Source organism: Azospirillum lipoferum, from assembly GCF_024170005.1.
Lineage (GTDB): Bacteria > Pseudomonadota > Alphaproteobacteria > Azospirillales > Azospirillaceae > Azospirillum > Azospirillum lipoferum.
In genome coordinates, this window is record NZ_JALJXJ010000004.1 from 211,178 (window position 1) to 232,336 (window position 21,159).

Genomic DNA, 21,159 nt, shown 5'->3' on the forward strand with positions numbered 1-21,159 from the left:
GCGGTCAGACCGACTGCCGCTTTTCCAGCAGGCCGCGCAGCAGGCTGGTCAGCGTTTCGGCCAGCTTGTACTGGTCGTCGTCCGGCAGCCCGGCGATGACGCCGGCGAAGTCGTTCAGCGGGTCGTGGCGCAGCAGTTCCAGCGCCTTCGGCGTCGGGTGCAGCTGGGTGACGCGGCGGTCCTCCGGAACCGGGACACGGACCAGCAGCTCCTTGCCCACCAGCACCTCGACCATCTGCGAGGCGGCCCCGCGGGTGGTGGCGTGGAAATCGGCAAAGGCCGACACGGTGCGCTGGCTGTTGTTGGCACCGGCGAAATAGCGAAGCGCCGTCCACTGCGACGGCTTCAGCCCATGGGTGTAGCCAAGGCTGTCGGCGATGTGGGCGATCTGCAGCATCACGTCGGCAATGGCCTGCGGCGAGGCGGCACCCGCATGATCCGGTTCGGCGAAGTCCATGGCGGCTCCGATGGATCCGGCTCCGATCGACGTCCGGCCCGCAGCAACGCCGCGCACTTTTGCGAAGTCCATTTTTTCCACTCTATAAAGTTTAGTGGCTATACGATGGGCGCATCAAAAGGCAGGCAGCTATCGCTGTAAGGCGGCAGCCACTTCGATCATGAGATCGTCATATATAATAGCGGGATCGAACAGAAAACGGAACCTGGAACACTTCATCCTTTTGTTGCAAATTGTCGCATCGGCTTGAGCTTGGCGAAAGGATGGATAAGGATCGGAAGTCCCCGAAGCCCCGGCATTCCCAGGCGAATCCGGTATGGCCGCCATGCTTCGGTCGTTTCGTCGCCATGTTTCACTGGCGTAATCTTCGATTCGGCGGTATACGCGCGCGATGACCACATCCCCCGTTCCGAAGTCCGCATCGCCGGCCGCCGCCCAGACCATGGGCGCCCCGAAGGTCGGCATCGTCAGCCTCGGCTGCCCGAAGGCGCTCGTCGATTCAGAGCGTATCCTGACGCGCCTGCGCGCGGAGGGGTACGAGATCTCCCCCAGCTACGACGGCGCGGACGTCGTGCTGGTCAACACCTGCGGCTTCCTCGACAGCGCCAAGAAGGAGTCGCTGGACGCCATCGGCGAAGCGATCAAGGAAAACGGGCGGGTCATCGTCACCGGCTGCATGGGCGTGGAATCGGACATGATCCGGCAAATCCACCCCGACGTGCTGGCCGTCACCGGTCCGCACCAGTATGAACAGGTGGTCAGCGCGGTGCATGACGCCGTGCCGCCGACGCACAACCCCTTCACCGACCTCGTGCCGCCGGAAGGGCTGCGGCTGACCCCGCGCCACTACGCCTACCTGAAGATTTCCGAAGGCTGCAACAACCGCTGCAGCTTCTGCATCATCCCGTCCCTGCGCGGCGATCTGGTCAGCCGGCCGATCCATTCGGTCCTGCGCGAGGCGGAGAAGCTGGCGGTCGCCGGCGTCAAGGAACTGCTGGTCATCTCGCAGGACACCAGCGCCTATGGCGTCGACGTGAAGTACAAGACGGAGCAATGGTACGACCGCGAGGTCCGCACCCGCTTCTTCGACCTGTGCAACGAGCTGGCGAACTTCGACCTGTGGGTCCGCCTGCATTACGTCTACCCCTACCCGCATGTGGACGAGGTCATCCCGCTGATGGCGGAGGGCAGGATCCTCCCCTATCTCGACATCCCGTTCCAGCATGCCTCGCCCACCGTGCTGAAGGCGATGCGCCGTCCCGCCGCCCAGGAAAAGCAGCTGGACCGCATCCGCAAATGGCGCGACGAGTGCCCGCATCTGGTGCTGCGCTCCACCTTCATCACCGGCTTCCCCGGCGAGACGGAGGAGGACTTCCAGTTCATGCTGGACTGGCTGAAGGAGGCCCAGCTCGACCGCGTCGGCTGCTTCAAGTACGAGCCGGTCGAGGGTGCGACCGCCAACGACCTGCCCGGCGCCGTCCCGGAGGAGGTCAAGCAGGAGCGCTGGGAGCGCTTCATGGAGACGCAGAAGGCGATCAGCGCCGAACGGCTCCAGCAGAAGGTCGGCTACACGCTGGGCGTGCTGATCGACGAAGTCGACGAGGACGGTGCCATCGGCCGCTCCTACGCCGACGCACCGGAGATCGACGGCAACGTCTTCCTGAACGGCGAGACCAGCCTGAAGCCGGGCGACATGGTCGACGTCACCATCGAGCATGCCGACGAGTACGACCTGTGGGGCAGCGTCGAGCGCGACCTGTAACCCCGCCGATCAACAGGAGAGCGCCATGCCCGTCACGCCGGACGACACCAGACTGATGGACGTCCAGCAGGGCGGGCGCTGCTTCTTCTGCGACGGGCCGGTGGGAGCGAAGGCCACCTTCGACCATTTGATCCCCCAGGCCTATGGCGGGATCGACGATCCGGCCAACGTCGTGCTGGCGCACCGCCGCTGCAACCAGCGCAAGGACGACCGGCTGCCGACCCGCGAGGAACTCGACCGCTTCTTCGCCCTGCGCCGCTCCAGCCGGCTCGGCGTCTGGCCCCCCTTGCGCACCCTGCGCAACGAGGATGGGGGGATGGACGAGGAGGAGCGGTGGATGGCCGTGGCGCAGGCAATCGCACGGCAACGGTGACGGCGCCTGAAACCAAAGCGGCCTGATCCGGTTAACGGGGGACACCTTATATAAAGGGAGAACCCCCCGATGCCCGGCCAGCCCCACAACCAGCAGAACAAGCAGCCCCACACCGAACAGACCGTCCGCCACACCGACGGCGAGCAGAACACTGGCAACCACAAGAAGCCGGACGTCCCCGACGCCAAGGGCGCCGACCGCTTCGGCGGCACCCGCGCCGGTGCGGAGAATGTCGAGCCCAAGAAGTAAGTCTGGCATCGCACCGCCGGCCTGTGCGAGATCCGGGGGACGGCGCCCGCGGACCTCATTCCCAGGGGCCGCCCCCACTTCGCACCCGTAAGCCGGCTTCCGTGAGCAGAATGGCCCCCTCGATCTTCAAGCGCTACAAGCTGCACTTCACCCGCCCGCTGCCAGGCCTGCGCCCCGGCCGGCCGGAACGCGACGCGATGGTGGAGCGGGTGCGGCGGCTGGCCAGCGAGAACGGCATGGCCGGCGACCTCCACGCCATCGCCCCCAACGCCGGCTTCGGCATCCTGGAGGTGCGCTGCACCGAACGGCTGGCCCGCCGCCTGTCCGATCTGTCGGAAATCGAGACCGTCCAGGAGGCGTGAGCCGTCACGCCTCTCCGTTTACGCCGCCCGCACCGTGGCGATAAACCCCGTCAGGTCGTCGCGCAGGCTGCGCGCCAGCATGTCCAGGTCGCGGGCGGCCTCCAGCACCTGACCGGCCATGGAACCGGTGTCGTCGGCCGCCGCGGCGACGCCGTCGACGATGACCGACACCGTTTCGGCACCCGCCGCGACCTGCTGGATGGTGGTGGCGATGCGTTCCGTGGCCGCCTCCTGCTGGGCAAGGGCGGCGGCGACGCGGGCGGCGATGTCCCTCATGCTGCCGACGGTGCCGCGGATGGTGTCGATCGTGCCCACCGCCGCCCGGGCCGCGTCCTGGATGCCGGTGACCTGACCGGCGATCTGCTCCGTCGCGCGGGCGGTCTGGGATGCCAGCGTCTTCACTTCCCCCGCCACAACCGAGAACCCTTTGCCGGCCTCCCCCGCCCGCGCCGCCTCGATCGTGGCGTTCAGCGCCAGCAGGTTGGTCTGTCCGGCGATGCCGGCGATCAGTTCCACCACCTTGCCGATCTGGTTGGCGGCGTCCTGGAGGCCGCCGATGATGGTGCCGGTGCTTTCCACCTCCGCCACCGCAGCACTGGTGATGCGCAGGCTTTCCTCGGTCTGGCGGTTGATGTCGCGGATGGCGGCGCTCAATTCCTCCGCCGCGGTGGCGACGGTCCGCACGCCGTCCAGCGACTGGCGCGATGCCCCCGCCATGCTCAGCGACCGCTGGCTGTTCTCGCCCGCCAGATCGGACATCCGGCTTGCGCTGTGGTGCATGCGGGCCGCCATCGCCGTCATGGTGGACAGGGCGCCGTCGCTGCTGCTGCCGAAGCTGTGCAGGGCATCCTCCATGCTGCGCTGCCGCTCCTCGGCGAGGGCCCGTTCGCGCTGCTGCTGGTCGGCGAGCGAGGCGGTGGCATCCGGCCCGTCGCGAAAGCGCCGCGCGGCCTCCAGCACCCAGGACGGCGCGTTAGCCACGTCCAGCAGCCGGCCGGCCACCGGCGCCATGGCGCGGCCGACCCGTTCCGCACGCCGCGCCTCCGCCAGCAAAGCACGGCGCGTCCACCACATCATCAGGCGCACCGGCACCGCCACGCCGTCGAAGGGCCGGACGAACTCCCGGCGCGCCTCCGCCAGCGCCGTCCCGCAGATCGCCTCCAGATCGGCGACCAGCGCGTCCTCCACGGCCTTCAGCCCGTCGACCCGCCGAGTGGCGGCGGCGAACCAGGACGGCGCGTCGAAACCGGCGACACTCCCGGCCAGACCATCCTTGCGCATCGCCATGCGCATCCGCTCGAATTCGGCCTGATCCGCCAGCAGGTCCCGCAGCACGGCAGCACGGGACGGCGTCGCGGTCTGCGACACCGTCTCGAAGCAGCGCTCCTGTGCGGCGATCAGGGCCAGGAAACGCCGGTGCTGCGCCGGCTCGAACCGTCCGACCGACAGTCCGCCGGCACCGGTCGCCCGTTCCTGCCCGGCCTGCTCCTTGCCTTGCATCAGGTTGAAGGTGGCGATCAGCGCCTGCGAGACGGCCGGGTCGGTCACGGCGTCGGCCGCCGCCGACACGATGGCCAGCAGGCGTCCGACCAGGACGCACAGCGCGGCGAACATCTCCCGCGCCGACACTTCGTTCCGGCCGGCACGGTCCCGCAGATCCGGCAGTGCGTCCACCTCCGCCATGGCCTGCCGGATGGCACCGAACAGTGCCGGACCATGGGCGATGCGGTCGAGCCCGGCCAGGGCGGCGAGCATCTCCTGCTCACGCTGCCGGCACAGCGCCATCTGGGCATCGATCCGGATGGCGATCTGCCCGCCGACGCGGCCATCGCCGCTGGTCAGCCGCAGGTTCCACAATCCCCGCTCCTTCTGGAGTTCATGGACGAAGCCGGACACGGTGGAAACGAAACCGCAGACGGCGCGCAGCTGCTCCAGTTCCCGCATGCGCCGGAAACGCGTCACCAGCACGAAACTTGCGGCTGCGTACTGATCGCGGTTCGAGACGGTCCTGGCCATTGCTGCCCTCCTGCAGGGAAATCAGTCGAAGGGGCCGGTCCTTTGGAGTCGGCCCCTTCCCCGGGGACCAAGACGCAAAATGCGGGCCGACATCCAATCGTCTGAAAATGCAGGATCAAAGGATGAGCATCGCCCACTGACTGTCCAAGCTCTGGGCCGGTTGGCGCATAGATAGGCATGGAGGGGCATCCCTCTCCAAACGGCTAGGCCGCTGGCGGCGCCCGGTCCGGGATCTAGGTCATGAGCGGCCCGTTCCGCGCCTTGCGGCCGGGCGGACAAAACCGACATGGTCGAAACTGAAATGGGGAGACACCATCATGGCGATGCGGCAATCGGATGCCGAATGGCGCGGCGACCTGAAATCGGGCAGCGGCAAGATGCGGCTGGGCAGCGGCGCCTTCGAGGGCAGCTATTCCTTCCCGTCGCGCTTCGAGAACGGCCAGGGCACCAATCCGGAGGAGCTGATCGCGGCGGCCCATGCCGGCTGCTTTTCCATGGCGCTGTCGGCCGGGCTCGCCCAGGCCGGCCACACGCCGACCCGCGTGCACACCACTGCGAAGGTGCATCTGGAGAAGGCCGGCGCCGGCTTCGCCATCACCCGGATCGAGTTGGAGTGCGAGGCCGAAATCCCCGGCATCGACGAGGCCGCCTTCCAGGAACAGGCGAACGGCGCCAAGGCCAATTGCCCGGTGTCGAAGGCGCTGGCCGGCACCCAGATCAGCCTGACCGCCAAGCTGCTTTGATTGCCGGGGGGAGGTGCCGCCCACCGCCGGGCGGCGCCTCATCGGCGGCAAGCGTGCCGGTGCAGATAATAACGTGCTCCGCCAATGGTTAGGCTGCCGCTATGGGCCATGTCCTCCGGACGCTTTGCTCTGCCGAAGGGCAGATTGACCCCACCGCTTCCGCCCACCCATAGTGCCGCGTTGCGTGCGCGGGAGCCCCTCTTCCGTCCGCCGATCCATTCGAACGACGGTCAATGTTTATCGCAGTCCTTCGCCTACTCCGGCCGGTCCTTTTTCTGCTTGCCGCAGCACTTTCGCTTGCGGCGATGCCGGTTGCCGCGCAGGTGGCCCCGAAACCGGCCGGGGAGCCTGTGGTGCTGGCGCTGGACGGGGAATTCGGGCTGACCAACAGCACCTCGGCAGAATCCATCGAACGCGGCATCCTGACCGCCATCGACGACGTCAACCGCCAGGGCGGCGTGCTGGGCGGCCGGCCGCTGGAACTGATCACGCGCGAACACCGGTCGATCTCCGCCCGCGGCATCAAGAACATCCGGGAACTGGCCACCATCCCCGACCTGATCGCCGTGTTCGGCGGCCGGTTCAGCCCGGTGGTGATCGAGGAGCTGCCGGTGCTGGAGCAGACCCGCACGCTGTTCCTGGCCCCCTGGTCGTCGGCCGACGCCATCGTCGACAACGGGATGGAGCCCAACTACATCTTCCGCCTGTCGCTGCGCGACAGTCTGGCGATGCCCTTCCTGCTGAAGCGCGCCGCCGACCGGGGCCTGACCCGCATCGGCCTCCTGCTGACCAACACCGCCTGGGGCCGTTCCAACCTGGAGGCCGCCAATCGCTATCTCGCCGGCCGCAAGGTCCCGGATCTGGCCGGTACCGCTTGGTACAACTGGCGCGACCGCTCGCTGATCGACAAGTATCAGGCGCTCGCCGAGGCCGGCGCCCAGGCGATCCTGCTGGTCGCCAACGACGACGAGGCCGCCGTTCTGGTGCGCGAGGTGGCGGCCCTGCCGCCGCAGCGGCGGCTGCCGATTCTCAGCCATTGGGGCGTCACCGGCGGCGATTTCGCCGGGCAGGCCGGACCGGCCCTGCATGAGGTCGATTTCACCGTGATCCAGACGGTCAGCCCCTTCCGCATCCCGCCGGACCGGCTGGCCCCGGTGCTGGAGACCGCCGGGCGGCTGTTCGGCATCCGCCGGCCGGAGGACATCGTGTCGCCGGTCGGCTTCCTGCACGCCTACGACCTGACCCGCATCCTGGCGCTGGCCATCGACCGCGCCGGCACCACCGACCGTGCCGCCGTGCGCGACGCACTGGAACAGGTCGGCCCCTATCGCGGCGTGACCCGCGACTTCGACCGCCCCTTCGCCCCCGGCCGGCACGAGGCGCTTGGCCCTGACGACCTGCTGATGACCCGCTTCCGCGCCGACGGCGTGCTGGTCCCGGTGGATTGAGAACAGATGACCGATCCCACCCCCATCGATCCGCCGGTTTACGGCACCGTCCCGCGCGCCGCCCAGCGGATGCTGACCTCCGGCCGGCTGGCCCGCCGCTTCGCGCTGGTGTCGCTGATGCTGGGCGTGCTGATCGCCATCCTGATCGGCGCCAGCCTGTATGTGGTGTCCAGCCGCCATCTGGCACGCCAGCACCATGCCAATGTGGAGGCGAACGCCAGCCTCGCCGCCCGCCAGACCGAAGGGCTGCTGAACACGCTGGTGACGACGGTGCGCGAACTGGCGAACAACAGCGTGCTCGCCACCGCCCTGGTCGATTCCGCCGGCAAGGAAACCTACCTGATCCCCTTCCTCGGCAGCTTCAACCACATCGCCAGCGTGCCGGTGGCGCTGGTCTTCACCGATTTCGAAGGGGAGCCGATCGCCGACAACGGCCGCCATGCCGCTCCGCTGGCCATCGCACCCGCCGACATGGCCTGGCTGCGCGCCACCGTCGCTACCGGCAAGCCCGCCGCCCGCGTGGTGCAGCAGGGCGACACGCAATTCCTGCTGGCGGCGGAGATGCTGGCCTACTCCCGCACCCAATCGCCGGAGGGGGCGCTGCTCTACAAGGTGCCGCTCGACTCCCTGGTCCTGCATCCGGAGGCGGAGCTTCTCTTCGCCGGCGAGCCGCCGGCGCCGGTGCCACCCGACATGATGACGGTGACGGTGCCGCTGACCGTGCCGGAACGGTTGGCCAATCTCGGGCTGACACTGCGGCTGGAGGCGCCGGAAACGCCGACCTCCACGCTGCTGTCCTGGATGCTGCCCGCCTATGGCATGGTGGGGCTGGCCGCCCTGCTGGCGATCTATGTCGGCAGCCGCGCCGTCGGCAACCACATGACCCGCTCCCTGCGCGAGCTGGAGCGGCTGGCCGGCGCCATCGCCACCGATGGCTTCACCGGCCAGCGCGCCAAAGTGCGCGGCAACGACGAGGTCTCGGCCCTGGCGCGCGGCTTCAACGCCATGCTGGACCACATCGCCGGCATCCAGCGCGAGCGCGAGATGCGCGCAGCGGAGGAGATCACCATCCAGCGCACGCTGGCCGAGCGCGCCGAGCAGGCCCGCGCCGAGGCGGAAGGCGCCCGCAACGAGGCGGAACGCTCGCGCCAGGAAGCGGTGATGGCGCTGATGGTGGCGGAGCGTGCCAACGCCGCCAAGACGCATTTCCTGGCGGCGGCCAGCCATGACCTGCGCCAGCCGGTGCAGTCGCTGGTCCTGCTGACCTCGGCCCTGGCGATCCGGCTGGGCGATCATCCCGCCGCCGCCCTGGTCGGCAGCATCGAGGCATCGATGGACGCGCTCTGCCGCCTGCTCGACGCCATCCTCGACATCTCCAAGCTGGATGCCGGCACGGTGTCGCCCAATGTGCAGGCGGTGTCGCTCGGCACCATCTTCGCCCGGCTGGAGGGCGAATACAGCCTGCGCGCCGCGGAGAAGGGGGTCGCCTTCCGCAGCGTCCCCACCGGCGTGACGCTGAACGCCGATCCGGCGCTGTTGGAGCGGATCATCCGCAATCTGGTGGAGAACGCCCTGCGCTACACCGACCATGGCCGCATCCTGCTGGGCTGCCGCCATGCCCGCGGAGTTCTGCGCATCCAGGTCTACGACACCGGCATCGGCATTCCGCCCGAACATCTGGAGCGGATCTTCCACGAATTCTATCAGGTCTCCAACCCCACCCGCGACCGCGGCAAGGGGCTGGGGCTGGGGCTCGCCATCGTCGACCGGCTGGCACGGCTGCTGGGATACCGCGTGCATGTCGCCTCCCGGCCGAACAGGGGCTCCTGCTTCACGCTGGAGATTCCCACCCCGGCCCTTGCGGCCATCGAAGCTCCGTCAACGGCCATGCCGGCCGAACAGGCGCCGGAGCCGGGGCGCGGCACCGCCCTGGTCATCGACGACGACCCGCTGGTTCGCGAAGGGTTGACCCTGCTGATCGAGGATTTCGGCTGGCGGGCGACGCCGGCCGACAGTGCAGGCCATGCGCTGCGCCTGCTGCGCGACCAGGAGCGTCCGCCCGATCTGGTGATCGCCGACTACCGGCTGGAGGCCGGGGCCACCGGCCTGGAAGCCATCCACGCGGTCGAGGTTGCCCTGCGCGGCCGCGGCCTCGCGGTCCCGACCAGCGTGGTGCTGACCGGCGACACCGCGCCGGAACGCATCGCCGATGCCGAAGCCAGCGGTTATCGCATCCTGCACAAGCCCATCGCCGCCAAGGAGGTGGCACAGCTGTTGAGCGATGCCCTTCTGGAGCGGAGCGGACGCGAAGCCGGCGGTCGGCATGATCAGGCTGTTCTGCCGGGCTGATCGCGCCGACCCTCCATAGTGTCACCGGCGGCCGGGCGTCACCCGGGGCTGGAATGTCCGGCGGCATCCACCTGCAGGACCAGCCGTTCGATGGCGCGCACCGCCAGTTCCTGACGCCCGCTCACCAATCCAGGCGTTTCCTGGCGCAGATGGGCGGCTGCCGCATCCTCCAGCACGCCCCGGGCCTCCTCCGCCGTGAGCAGGCCCTTTTCGACCATGGCAATCACCAGCGATTCACAAATCGAGAGAGCGGCCATACCCGCCGCTCCGTCCTCCGCCGTCATCATGCCCCCCGTCTGACTGGATTTCCTTCCCGCCCGGCCCTGCCGCCGATAGGTCCAATTGCATAGGGAACAACAAGGGGGTCGGCTGCGCGTCACAGACCGTTCGAGAAAAATATTCGGCCGATTAACCTATGTTGTGGCCGCCTTCGCCGAAAACCCTAAACGTTCGAGACCACGCGGAACCGGCTCAACTGCAGGCGCGTTTATCGAAACGCCAATATTAGGACAAAGAAGGCAAAGAGACGACCATGACTCGCGCCCCGGCGAGCCGCGCCCTCGACCCCACTCCACTGTGGCTCAAATTGAGCAGCTACCTCGTCCTGTCGGATGAGGAAAAGATGTACCTGGCCGATTTGGAAAGGACAATCGCTCGTGAGCCGCCACGCACCGATCTTCTCCAGCAGGGCGAAAGATATCGGGACGTGCGGATCATGCGGGAAGGCTGGGCGATCCGCCATAAGGCCTTGCCGGATGGCCGGCGTCAGGTCGTGAACTTCGTCCTGCCCGGCGACATTATCGGCATGTATTGCACGCTGTTCGAATCGGCCGACCACAGCGTCACCACCCTGACCCCGGTCGAGGTGGCGAGCTTTCCGCCCGAACGGATCGGCGAGCTGTTCCAGTCCTTCCCCCGCCTTGCCGCCGCGCTGGCCTGGTCCGGCGCGCGGGAGGAGGCCATCGTCGCCGAACGGCTGCTCAGCCTGGGCCGCCGCACCGCGCTGGAGCGCACCGCCCACCTGCTGGTCGAGCTTCTGCGCCGCCTCAGCGTCGTCAACATGGTGACCGACGGCCATTTCGTCCTGCCGGTGACGCAGGAGATCCTGGCCGATGCACTGGGGCTCAGCATCGTTCACATCAACCGCACCCTGCGCCGTCTGCGCGACAGCGGCCTGATCGAACTGAACGGCCAGCGCATCACCGTCAACGACGTGCGCCAACTCGCCTCCGTCGGCCAGTTCGACGAACTGTATCTCCACCTGATCCGCGCCCCGCGCCGTCTGGAACGCGCCTTCTCCGGCGCCCACCACCACCAGAACGGCCACAACGGCGTCCGCCCCGACGGCGAAGACCGGGCGAAGGCATAGGGGCCCAAACCCGTTCAAATCCCCCTCTCGCCCCAGGGTGAGGGGGATTTTCCCACTGCCCCAATCAGTCATTTCGGCGGCAGCGCCTTCCCCTCTTCAGCCTATCCATTCCGCATCGCACAAAATCCGCAGAACCACACCGTCTGTGTATCGGCGGATGCCCTGGCGCGCGCATTTTCAGTGGACAGCAGCCCGGGATGCACTGTCATTCCTTAAATCAACAAATTGAAAAATAACGGTTTTCCCTGACGCCGCCGCCCATCCCAAAAGCGACACATAATTCTGCTTTACAGTCGTTGATCTGTATCATATTTTTCTCTCAGAAAATGTTCGCTGGACGCGCAATCCATCTCGGGGATGCCGATGTACACGCAGGGTTTGGATGCCAAGGCCGAGCAGGGTGCTCAACCGTCTCCCCGGCTGGTGACGGAGCAGGAAGCCGCTCTCCAGGGACGCTTCCAGGAGCGCGTCGACGCCGAGGAGAAGATCGAGCCGCGCGACTGGATGCCGGAGGGCTACCGCCGCACGCTGGTCCGCCAGATCTCGCAGCATGCCCATTCGGAAATCGTCGGCATGCTGCCGGAAGGGAACTGGATCACCCGCGCGCCGACGCTGCGCCGCAAGGTGGCCCTGCTGGCCAAGGTGCAGGACGAGGGCGGGCACGGCCTCTACCTCTACAGCGCCGCCGAGACGCTCGGCGTGTCGCGCGACGAGCTGGTCGGTCAGCTGCTGTCGGGCAAGGCCAAATATTCCAGCATCTTCAACTACCCGACCCCGACCTGGGCCGACATCGGCGCCATCGGCTGGCTGGTCGACGGTGCGGCGATCATGAATCAGGTGCCGCTCTGCCGCTGCTCCTACGGGCCCTATGCCCGCGCCATGGTCCGCATCTGCCGCGAGGAGAGCTTCCACCAGCGCCAGGGCTACGAGCTGATGCTGGCGCTGGCCCAGGGCACACCGGAACAGAAGCGGATGGCGCAGGACGCGCTGAACCGCTGGTGGTGGCCGTCGCTGATGATGTTCGGCCCGTCCGACGACCAGTCCGCCCACTCCGCCCAGAACATGGCCTGGAAGATCAAGCGTTTCTCCAACGACGAGCTGCGCCAGCGCTTCGTCGACGCCACGGTGCCGCAGGCTGAGTTCCTCGGCCTGACCATCCCGGACCCGGAGCTGCGCTTCAACGCCGGGACCGGCCATTACGAGTTCGGCGCCATCGACTGGACCGAGTTCAACGAGATCCTGAAGGGCAACGGCCCCTGCAACCGCGAGCGCATCGAGGCCCGCCGCAAGGTGTGGGACGACGGCGCCTGGGTGCGCGAGGCCGCCACCGCCCATGCCGCCAAACGCAAGCAGCGCGCCCTCAAGAAGGCCGGCTAACAAAAATCCAAGGGCAAGAATTCCGAGGGGACGAGACGATGGACCGTAAGGACTGGCCGCTGTTCGAGATCTTCATCCGGCCGAAGAACGGGTTGTCGCACAAGCATGTCGGCAGCCTGCACGCCGCCGATGCCCGCATGGCGCTGGACAATGCCCGCGACGTCTATACCCGCCGCGGCGAGGGCGTCAGCATCTGGGCGGTCCCCGCCGCCAGCATCGCGGCGTCTGACCCGACGGAGAAGGCCAGCCTGTTCGATCCGGCCGACGACAAGGTCTATCGCCACCCGACCTTCTACGACATTCCCGCCGACGTCAAAAATATCTAGCCGGAAGACCATCTGATGAGCACCGATCTCAAGGATGCCCTGTTCGGCTATACGCTGCGGCTGGGCGACACGTCGCTGGTGCTGGGGCACCGGCTGTCGGAATGGTGCGGCCATGCGCCGGAGCTGGAAGAGGACATCGCGCTGACCAACGTCGCGCTCGACCTCGTCGGCCATGCGCGCATGCTGCTGACCTATGCCGGCGAGCTGGAGGGCAAGGGCCGCGACGAGGACCGCCTCGCCTACCGGCGCGACGTCTTCGACTACCGCAACCACCTGCTGGTCGAGCAGCCGAACCGCGACTTCGGCCACACCATCGTCCGCCAGTTCCTGCACGATGTCTGGGCGGTGGAGCTGTATGAGCGCCTCTGCGCCTCCAGGGACGAGACGCTGGCTGGCATCGCCGCCAAGGCGGTGAAGGAGGTGCGCTACCATGTCCGCCACAGCGGTGACTGGCTGATCCGGCTGGGCGACGGCACCGACGTCAGCCACGCCAGGGTCGCCGACGCGCTGGGCCGGCTCTGGCCCTACACCGGCGAGATGTTCGAGCGCGACGAGGCGGAACAGGCGCTGGTCGCCGCCGGCATCGTCCCCGACCCGGCCGAGCTGAAGGCCGCCTGGACCGCCCGCGTCGAAGCAGTGCTGGAGGAGGCAACGCTCGACCGTCCGGCCGACGGCTGGATGCAGAAGGGCGGCCGCCGCGGCGAGCACAGCGAGCATCTGGGCTATCTGCTGGCCGAGATGCAGTTCCTGCCGCGCGCCTATCCCGACGCGAACTGGTGAGGGCGAGATGCCGGATGCAGTGGGCTGCTGGGGACCGGAACCGGGCGCCGATGCGGTGGTGAGGGCCGCCTGGGATGCGCTGGCCGGGGTGATGGATCCGGAGATCCCGGTGCTGAGCATCGTCGATCTCGGCATCGTCCGCGCCGTTTCGGCCGACACGGAAGGCCGTCTGTCGGTGGCCCTGACCCCGACCTATTCCGGTTGCCCCGCTACCAACGTCATCGTGATGGAGGCGGAAACCGCCCTGGCCCGCGCCGGCCTCGACGCCCGCGTCTCGGTGGTGATCGCCCCGCCCTGGACGACCGACTGGATCAGCGACGCCGGCCGGGAAAAGCTGGCCGAGGTCGGCATCGTCCCGCCGCCGTCCTCCGGCAAGCGGTCGCTGACCGCGCCGGACGAGGTGATCGCCTGCCCGCGTTGCGGATCGGAGGACACCCGCCAGATCAGCCGCTTCGGCTCCACCGCCTGCAAGGCGCTGCACGCCTGCAACGCCTGCCTCGAACCGTTCGACGTGTTCAAATGCCATTGAGTGGCTTCGGCGGAGGCTCCCTCCGCCCCGCAAGGATCCCGAGCCCATGACCAGCCCCAGCTTCCACCCGCTGACCATCCGCGAGTGCCGGCGGGAGACCGCGGACACCGTGTCGATCGCCTTCGATGTGCCGGCGGATCTCGCCGACCGCTTCCGCTTCGTCCAGGGCCAGTACCTCACCCTCAAGACCCGCATCGGCGACGAGGAGGTGCGGCGCTCCTACTCGATCTGCTCCGGCGTGGGAGACGGCGAGTTGCGGGTGGCGGTGAAGAAGGTCGATGGTGGGCTGTTCTCCACCCACGCCAACCAGTCGCTGGCACCCGGCGCCGTGCTGGAGGTGATGACGCCGATGGGCCGCTTCCACACGCCCCTCTCGCCGGACGCCGCCCGCACCTATGTCGCCTTCGCCGCCGGCAGCGGCATCACCCCGGTGATGTCGATCCTGAAGACCGTGCTGGCGCAGGAACCGAAAAGCCGCTTCGTGCTGGTCTACGGCAACCGCACCGTCTCCTCCATCATCTTCCGGGAGGAGCTGGAGGATCTGAAGAACCGCTATATCGGCCGGCTGGTCATCCACCATGTGCTGAGCCGCGAGCCGGAAGAGGCCGGGCTGCTGGGCGGGCGCATCGGCGCCGGACTGGTGCGCGAGCTGTGCGCCGGCCCGCTCAAGGCCGAGGACATCGACGCCGCCTTCCTCTGCGGCCCCCAGCCGATGGTGGAGGAGGTGCGCGACGCGCTGGCCGCCTGCGGCACGCCCGCCGCCAACATCCATGTCGAGCTGTTCGGCACCACGACGTCCGCGCGCCCGGCGGTGAAGAAGGCCGCAACCGACACGCCGACCGACGCCGCCACTGTCGCCATCCTGCAGGACGGCAAGCGCAAGGAATTCACGCTGCCCTATGACGGCGAGAGCATCCTCGATGCCGCCCACCGGCATGGCGCCGACCTGCCCTATTCCTGCAAGTCCGGTGTCTGCTGCACCTGCCGCGCCAGGGTGCGCGAAGGCAAGGTCGAGATGGCCGAGAACTACTCGCTGGAACCGTGGGAGGTCGAGGCCGGCTATGTGCTGACCTGCCAGTCGCGCCCGCTGACCGAACGGGTCGTCATCGACTTCGACGCCGCCTGAGCAAAGACAGCCAACAACGACAACGAGGAAACGCCCCGCCATGACCACCACACCGCAAGCCCTGTTCGAGACGCACGAGGCGACACTGCAAAAGGCCGTCGAGGCCTGCCGCAGCCGCGCCTACTGGTCGGCCTTCCCCGAAATGCCGAGCCCGCGTGCCTATGGCGAGACGGCGGCGGCGGATGGCGACGCGGCCTTCGCGGCCTACCGCGACAAGCCCTTCGAGCTGGACCAGCCGGGCGTGACCGGAACGGCGGGTGGCGAGCGCTCGCCCTTCGGCTTCGACCTCGGCATCACCTATCCGGTGTCGGATGTCGACGCGCTGGTGAAGGCGGCCAAGGCGGCGATGCCAGGCTGGCGCAAGGCCGGGCCGAACGGCCGGGCCGGCGTCTGCCTGGAAATCCTGAAAAGGCTCAACGCGCGCAGCTTCGAGATCGCCAACGCAGTGATGCACACCACCGGGCAGGCCTTCATGATGGCCTTCCAGGCCGGCGCCCCGCACGCCCAGGACCGCGGGCTGGAGGCGGTGGCCTATGGCTGGAAGGCGATGACCGACCAGACTCCGGCGGCGCGCTGGGAGAAGCCGCAGGGCAAGAACCCGCCGCTGGTGATGGACAAGCGCTTCGAGGTGGTCGGCCGTGGCGTCGGGCTGGTCATCGGCTGCGCCACCTTCCCGACCTGGAACGGCTATCCCGGCCTGTTCGCCAGCCTCGTCACCGGCAATGCGGTGATCGTCAAGCCCGGCCCGACCGCCATCCTGCCGCTCGCCATCACCGTAAAGATCGCGCGCGAGGTTCTGGCGGAGTGCGGGCTCGACCCCAACCTCGTCACGCTCGCCATCGGCGACACCATCGCCAAGGATCTGGCGCTGCGGCCCGAAGTGGCGGTGATCGACTACACCGGCTCCACCGGCTTCGGCGACTGGCTGGAGCAGAACGCCCGCCAGGCCCAGGTCTACACCGAGAAGGCCGGCGTCAACACGGTGGTGATCGACGGCACCGACGACCCCAAGGGCATGGTGCGCAACCTCGCCTTCACGCTCAGCCTCTATTCCGGCCAGATGTGCACGACGACCCAGGTCATCTTCGTGCCCAGGGACGGCATCCAGGCCGGGCCTGAGCACATGAGCTTCGATCAGGTGGTCTCGGCGCTGGCCGGCGGCGTCGACAAGTTCCTGTCCGACCCGGAACGCGCGGTGGAGGTGCTGGGCGCCATCCAGTCCGACGCTACGCTGGCCCGCATCGACGAGGCGGCGAAGCTCGGCACCGTCGTGCTGCCGTCGCGCGCCATCGCCCATCCCAGGTTCCCCGACGCCCGTATCCGCACCCCGCTGATCCTGACCATGGACGCGGCCGACGAGGACAAGTACGGCCATGAGCTGTTCGGCCCGATCTCCATCATCGTGAAGACCGACGGCACCGCCGACAGCCTGGAACGCGCCGCCCGCCTGACCCGGACCAAGGGGGCGCTGACCACCGGCCTCTACAGCACCGATCCGCAGCTGATCGAGCAGGCGACCGAGCTGTTCGTCGAGGCCGGCGTCGCCCTGTCGGTCAACCTCACCGGCGGCGTCTTCGTCAACCAGTCGGCGGCCTTCAGCGATTTCCACGGCACCGGCGCCAACCCGGCGGCCAACGCGGCGCTGTGCGACCTCGCCTTCGTCGCCAACCGCTTCCGCGTGGTGCAGAGCCGCGTCCCGGTGCTGGAGGCCGCACAATGAGCGAGAAAATGGGGAGCAGCGACAAGACCATCCTCCTCGACATCGCCGACGGCGTCGCCACCATCACGCTGAACCGGCCGGACCGGCTGAACAGCTTCACCGCGGCGATGCATGAGGAGCTGCGCGAAGCCGTCGCCGAGGTGCGCGACGACAAGTCCGTGCGCTGCCTGCTGCTGACCGGCGCCGGGCGCGGCTTCTGCGCCGGCCAGGATCTGTCCGATCGTGCCGTCGCTCCCGGTGCCCAGGGTCCGGACCTCGGCGTGTCGATCGAGACCAACTACAACCCGTTGATCCGGTCCTTGCGCAGCCTGCCGATGCCGGTGGTCTGCGCGGTGAACGGCGTCGCCGCCGGGGCGGGCGCCAACATCGCGCTGGCCTGCGACATCGTGCTGGCGGCGCGCTCGGCCAGCTTCATCCAGGCCTTCTGCAAGATCGGGCTGATCCCCGACAGCGGCGGCACCTGGACCCTGCCGCGTCTGGTCGGCCATGCCCGCGCCATGGGTCTCGCCATGCTGGGCGACAAGGTCCCGGCCGAGCAGGCGGAAGCCTGGGGCATGATCTGGAAGGCGGTGGACGACGACACGCTGATGGCGGAGGCCGGCGCGCTCGCCCGCCATCTCGCCACCCAGCCGACGCATGGGCTGGCGCTGATCAAGCGGGCACTCAACGCCTCCTCCGCCAACGACCTCGACACCCAGCTCGACCTGGAACGCGATCTACAGCGCGAGGCCGGCCGCTCGCACGACTATCGCGAAGGCGTGTCGGCCTTCGTTGAGAAGCGCGCGCCGAAGTTCGAGGGGCGGTGATGGCGGCGCTCGCTCCCTCCGTTACCGTCGCGGTGGTCGGGGCCGGCGCCATGGGCCAGGGCATCGCCCAGGTCGCGGCGCAGGCCGGCCACCCGGTCCTGCTGACCGACAGCCGCCCCGGCGCCGCGCAGGCCGCCGTCGAGTCCATCGCCAAGGCCCTGACAGCGCTGGTCGAGAAGGGCAAGCGCACGGCGGCGGAGCGCGATGCCACGGTAGCCCGGCTGCGCGCCGTCGACGGCCTGTCCGACCTCGCCCCCGCCGGCTTGGTGGTGGAGGCCATTGTCGAGGACCTCGATGTCAAGCGCCGCCTGTTCGCGGAGCTTGAGGACATCGTCGGCGCCGACGCCATCCTCGCCACCAACACCTCGTCGCTGTCGGTCACCGCGATCGGCGCCGGGGTGCGGCGGCCGGAACGGCTGGCCGGGCTGCATTTCTTCAACCCCGCACCGCTGATGGCGCTGGTGGAGATCGTCAGCGGACTCGCCACCGATGCGGCGGTGCTCGATACGCTGTTCGACACGGCGAAGGCCTGGGGCAAGAGCCCGGTGCACTGCCGCTCGACCCCCGGCTTCATCGTCAACCGGGTCGCCCGCCCCTTCTACGCCGAAGGGCTGCGGCTGGTGCAGGAGCAGGCCGCCGATCCCGCCACCATCGACGCCGTCGCCCGCGAGGCTGGCGGCTTCCGCATGGGGCCGTTCGAACTGATGGACCTGATCGGCCATGACGTGAACTTCGCCGTCACCCGCTCGGTCCATGCCGCCTATTTCGGCGACCCGCGCTTCCAGCCCTCGCTGATCCAGCAGGAGCTGGTCGAAGCCGGGCGTCTCGGCCGCAAGACCGGCCGCGGCTTCTACGACCACAGCCCCGGCGCCGCCAAGCCGGTGCCGCGCAACGCCGAACCGGCCGCCAAACCTGACCGCGTGCTGGTGCAAGGTGACCTCGGCTCCGCCGCTGCGCTGGTGGGGCTTCTGCGCGAGGCCGGCATCGCCATCGAGGAAACCGCCGGCCCCGGCCTGCTCGTCGCCGATGGCGTCACCCTGGCGTTGACCGATGGCCGCACCGCCACCGCCCGAGCGGCGGAGGACGGCATCGCTCCGCTGGTGCTGTTCGATCTGGCGCTGGACTATGCCAAGGCGACCCGCGTGGCGCTGGCCCCCGCCGACGGCACGCCGTCCGAGGCGGTCGCCGTCGCCACCGGATTGTTCCAGGCGCTGGACAAGGCGGTGTCGGTGATCGACGACGCCCCCGGTCTGGTGGTGATGCGCACCGTCGCCATGCTCGCCAGCGAGGCGGCCGACGCGACGATGCAGGGGGTCGCCAGCGCCGTCGATATCGACATCGCGATGACCAAGGGCGTGAACTACCCGCTGGGTCCGCTGGCCTGGGCCGACCGCATCGGCCTGCCCCATGTGCTGGCCGTGCTCGACGCCCTGGCCCGCACCTACGGCGAGGACCGCTACCGCGCGTCGGCTTTGCTGCGCCGGAGGATCTCCGCATCCCATATTCCCTCTCCCCCCCGGGGAGAGGGTCAGGGTGAGGGGGTCGCACCGCGTGGCTCAACAAGCAGCGGACACTCCAACACCATCGCCGAATCCACGCCGCGCATCCCCCTCACCCCAACCCTCTCCCCGGGGGGGAGAGGGGGTAAGGAGCTTTCCGCATGACCGACACCCCCCAATCCCTCGCCGAAGCGGTCGGCCGCGGCATGTACGAGCGCGACCATTGCGCCCAGGCCCACGGCATCGAGCTGCTGGAGATCGCCCCCGGCTACGCCCGCATGGCGATGAGCGTGCGCAAGGACATGGTGAACGGCCACGACATCGGCCATGGCGGCATGACCTTCACCCTGGCCGACACCGCCTTCGCCTATGCCTGCAACGCGGCGAACGAAGTGACGGTGGCGGCGGGCTGCTCCATCACCTTCCCGGCGCCGGCCAAGCTGGGCGACCTGCTGACCGCCGAATGCCGCGAAGTGCACAAGCGCGGCCGCTCCGGCGTCTACGACGTCACCGTCACCAACCAGGACGGCACGGTGGTCGGCCTGTTCCGCGGCCAGTCGGCGCGCCTCGCCGGCACCGTGATCCCCGTTCCCGGAGCATCCCATGCGTGAAGCCTTCCTCTGCGACGCCGTCCGCACTCCCTTCGGCCGTTACGGCGGCGGGCTGGCCCCGGTGCGCCCGGACGACCTCGCCGCGGTGCCGCTGAAGGCCCTGATGGAGCGCAACCCCGGCGTCGAATGGTCCGCCGTCGACGACGTGATCCTCGGCTGCGCCAATCAGGCCGGCGAGGACAACCGCAACGTCGCCCGCATGGCGGCGCTGCTGGCAGGATTGCCCGATACGGTGCCCGGCACCACGGTCAACCGCCTCTGCGGCTCCGGCATGGACAGCATCGGCATGGCCGCCCGTGCCATCAAGGCGGGCGAGGCCGACCTGATCGTCGCCGGCGGGGTGGAGAGCATGACCCGCGCCCCCTTCGTCATGGGCAAGTCCGACAGCGCCTTCTCCCGGCAGGCGGAGATCTTCGACACCACCATCGGCTGGCGCTTCGTCAATCCGCTGATGAAGGCGAAGTTCGGCATCGACAGCATGCCGGAGACGGCGGAGAACGTCGCCGCCGACTACAACATCTCCCGCGCCGACCAGGACGCCTTCGCCGTCCGCAGCCAGCAGCGCGCCGGCCGTGCCCAGGAGTCCGGCCGCCTCGCCCGCGAGATCGTCCCGGTCAGCATCCCCCGCCGCAAGGGCGAGCCAGTGGTGATCGCCGCCGACGAGCATCTCCGCCCCGACACGACGCTGGAGGCGCTGGCCAAGCTCTCCACCCCCTTCCGCAAGGAGGGCGGCAGCGTCACCGCCGGCAACGCGTCGGGCGTCAATGACGGCGCCGCCGCGGTGATCGTCGCCTCGGCCGACGCCGTGAAGCGCTATGGCCTGGCCCCGCGCGCCCGCGTCGTCGGCACCGCCGTGGCCGGCGTGGCGCCGCGCGTGATGGGTATCGGCCCGGCGCCGGCAACGCAGAAGCTGCTGGCCCGCCTCGGCCTGACCATCGGCGATGTCGATGTGATCGAGCTGAACGAGGCCTTCGCCGCCCAGGGTCTCGCCGTGCTGCGCATGCTGGGCCTGCCCGACGATGCCGAGCATGTGAACCCCAACGGCGGCGCCATCGCGCTCGGCCATCCGCTGGGCGCCAGCGGCACCCGTCTGGTCGCCAGCGCGGTGATGGAACTGGAGGACCGCAAGGCAGCCCGCGCGCTCTGCACCATGTGCATCGGCGTCGGCCAGGGCATCGCCATGATGGTGGAGCGGGTCTGAACGAAAACCGGCAATACCGGCCGCCAAGCGCCGGGGATCAGCACGAAGGGGAGAAG

21 protein-coding genes are annotated in these 21,159 nt (G+C 68.8%); 18 read left to right on the forward strand and 3 right to left on the reverse strand.

The window, feature by feature from the left end; all coding sequences use genetic code 11:
* Nucleotides 1-4: 4 nt before the first annotated feature.
* On the reverse strand, nt 5-457 hold the full coding sequence (locus tag J2848_RS11100) for a MarR family winged helix-turn-helix transcriptional regulator (RefSeq protein WP_149231070.1): 453 nt from the start codon (nt 455-457) through the stop codon (nt 5-7).
* A gap of 442 nt (nt 458-899) precedes the next feature.
* Here J2848_RS11100 and rimO point away from each other — a divergent pair, with 442 nt between their 5' ends.
* From rimO to J2848_RS11120, 4 genes are all read left to right on the forward strand, one after another.
* Nucleotides 900-2,219 carry a 30S ribosomal protein S12 methylthiotransferase RimO gene (rimO, locus tag J2848_RS11105; protein ID WP_149231312.1) on the forward strand — a complete coding sequence of 440 codons (1,320 nt, stop codon included), beginning with the start codon at nt 900-902 and terminating at the stop codon, nt 2,217-2,219.
* Nucleotides 2,220-2,244: 25 nt separating this feature from the next.
* Nucleotides 2,245-2,592 carry an HNH endonuclease gene (locus J2848_RS11110; protein WP_149231071.1) on the forward strand — a complete coding sequence of 116 codons (348 nt, stop codon included), beginning with the start codon at nt 2,245-2,247 and terminating at the stop codon, nt 2,590-2,592.
* A gap of 69 nt (nt 2,593-2,661) precedes the next feature.
* The gene (locus tag J2848_RS11115; protein ID WP_149231072.1) at nt 2,662-2,841 is read left to right on the forward strand and encodes a hypothetical protein; all 180 of its coding nucleotides are present in this window, start codon (nt 2,662-2,664) and stop codon (nt 2,839-2,841) included.
* A gap of 110 nt (nt 2,842-2,951) precedes the next feature.
* Complete coding sequence (locus J2848_RS11120; RefSeq protein WP_014189516.1) at nt 2,952-3,203, forward strand: hypothetical protein; 252 nt, start codon at nt 2,952-2,954, stop codon at nt 3,201-3,203.
* Between the two features lie 18 nt (nt 3,204-3,221).
* Here J2848_RS11120 and J2848_RS11125 read toward each other — a convergent pair whose 3' ends face one another.
* Nucleotides 3,222-5,219, reverse strand: coding sequence for a methyl-accepting chemotaxis protein (locus J2848_RS11125; protein ID WP_149231073.1), 1,998 nt, complete (start codon nt 5,217-5,219; stop codon nt 3,222-3,224).
* A 317-nt stretch (nt 5,220-5,536) separates the two neighbouring features.
* On the opposite strand from J2848_RS11125, the gene J2848_RS11130 reads away from it, so the two are divergent.
* From J2848_RS11130 to J2848_RS11140, 3 genes are all read left to right on the forward strand, one after another.
* Nucleotides 5,537-5,962 (forward strand): OsmC family protein, encoded by a 426-nt coding sequence (locus tag J2848_RS11130; protein WP_149231074.1) that lies wholly within the window; start codon nt 5,537-5,539, stop codon nt 5,960-5,962.
* A gap of 323 nt (nt 5,963-6,285) precedes the next feature.
* Nucleotides 6,286-7,410: an ABC transporter substrate-binding protein gene (locus J2848_RS11135; RefSeq protein WP_246193808.1), complete on the forward strand. Its 1,125-nt coding sequence runs from the start codon at nt 6,286-6,288 to the stop codon at nt 7,408-7,410.
* A 6-nt stretch (nt 7,411-7,416) separates the two neighbouring features.
* Nucleotides 7,417-9,759 (forward strand): hybrid sensor histidine kinase/response regulator, encoded by a 2,343-nt coding sequence (locus J2848_RS11140; RefSeq protein WP_149231075.1) that lies wholly within the window; start codon nt 7,417-7,419, stop codon nt 9,757-9,759.
* Between the two features lie 38 nt (nt 9,760-9,797).
* Here the strand turns inward: J2848_RS11140 and J2848_RS11145 are convergent, their stop codons facing one another.
* Entirely contained in the window at nt 9,798-10,016 is a 219-nt protein-coding gene (locus J2848_RS11145; protein WP_246193809.1) for a hypothetical protein, read from the reverse strand.
* A gap of 275 nt (nt 10,017-10,291) precedes the next feature.
* On the opposite strand from J2848_RS11145, the gene J2848_RS11150 reads away from it, so the two are divergent.
* From J2848_RS11150 to pcaF, 11 genes are all read left to right on the forward strand, one after another.
* Entirely contained in the window at nt 10,292-11,128 is an 837-nt protein-coding gene (locus J2848_RS11150) for a Crp/Fnr family transcriptional regulator (protein ID WP_149231077.1), read from the forward strand.
* Between the two features lie 363 nt (nt 11,129-11,491).
* Nucleotides 11,492-12,505 carry a 1,2-phenylacetyl-CoA epoxidase subunit PaaA gene (gene paaA, locus J2848_RS11155; protein WP_149231078.1) on the forward strand — a complete coding sequence of 338 codons (1,014 nt, stop codon included), beginning with the start codon at nt 11,492-11,494 and terminating at the stop codon, nt 12,503-12,505.
* Nucleotides 12,506-12,543: 38 nt separating this feature from the next.
* Entirely contained in the window at nt 12,544-12,831 is a 288-nt protein-coding gene (paaB, locus tag J2848_RS11160; RefSeq protein WP_149231079.1) for a 1,2-phenylacetyl-CoA epoxidase subunit PaaB, read from the forward strand.
* Between the two features lie 15 nt (nt 12,832-12,846).
* Nucleotides 12,847-13,611 carry a 1,2-phenylacetyl-CoA epoxidase subunit PaaC gene (paaC, locus tag J2848_RS11165; RefSeq protein ID WP_149231080.1) on the forward strand — a complete coding sequence of 255 codons (765 nt, stop codon included), beginning with the start codon at nt 12,847-12,849 and terminating at the stop codon, nt 13,609-13,611.
* A 7-nt stretch (nt 13,612-13,618) separates the two neighbouring features.
* Nucleotides 13,619-14,140: a 1,2-phenylacetyl-CoA epoxidase subunit PaaD gene (paaD, locus tag J2848_RS11170; RefSeq protein ID WP_149231081.1), complete on the forward strand. Its 522-nt coding sequence runs from the start codon at nt 13,619-13,621 to the stop codon at nt 14,138-14,140.
* 46 nt (nt 14,141-14,186) lie between these two features.
* Complete coding sequence (gene paaE / locus J2848_RS11175; protein WP_149231082.1) at nt 14,187-15,266, forward strand: 1,2-phenylacetyl-CoA epoxidase subunit PaaE; 1,080 nt, start codon at nt 14,187-14,189, stop codon at nt 15,264-15,266.
* 40 nt (nt 15,267-15,306) lie between these two features.
* Nucleotides 15,307-16,986, forward strand: a complete 1,680-nt coding sequence (gene paaN, locus J2848_RS11180) for a phenylacetic acid degradation protein PaaN (protein ID WP_149231083.1) — start codon at nt 15,307-15,309, stop codon at nt 16,984-16,986.
* Nucleotides 16,983-17,792 carry a 2-(1,2-epoxy-1,2-dihydrophenyl)acetyl-CoA isomerase PaaG gene (paaG, locus tag J2848_RS11185; protein WP_246193810.1) on the forward strand — a complete coding sequence of 270 codons (810 nt, stop codon included), beginning with the start codon at nt 16,983-16,985 and terminating at the stop codon, nt 17,790-17,792. Before paaN ends, paaG begins: the two co-directional genes overlap by 4 nt.
* Nucleotides 17,792-19,456 carry a 3-hydroxyacyl-CoA dehydrogenase PaaH gene (gene paaH / locus J2848_RS11190; RefSeq protein ID WP_149231084.1) on the forward strand — a complete coding sequence of 555 codons (1,665 nt, stop codon included), beginning with the start codon at nt 17,792-17,794 and terminating at the stop codon, nt 19,454-19,456. The genes paaG and paaH overlap by 1 nt, the downstream gene beginning before the upstream one ends.
* Entirely contained in the window at nt 19,453-19,902 is a 450-nt protein-coding gene (gene paaI / locus J2848_RS11195; RefSeq protein ID WP_149231085.1) for a hydroxyphenylacetyl-CoA thioesterase PaaI, read from the forward strand. The genes paaH and paaI overlap by 4 nt, the downstream gene beginning before the upstream one ends.
* Complete coding sequence (gene pcaF / locus J2848_RS11200) at nt 19,895-21,103, forward strand: 3-oxoadipyl-CoA thiolase (RefSeq protein WP_149231086.1); 1,209 nt, start codon at nt 19,895-19,897, stop codon at nt 21,101-21,103. The genes paaI and pcaF overlap by 8 nt, the downstream gene beginning before the upstream one ends.
* Nucleotides 21,104-21,159: the final 56 nt, after the last annotated feature.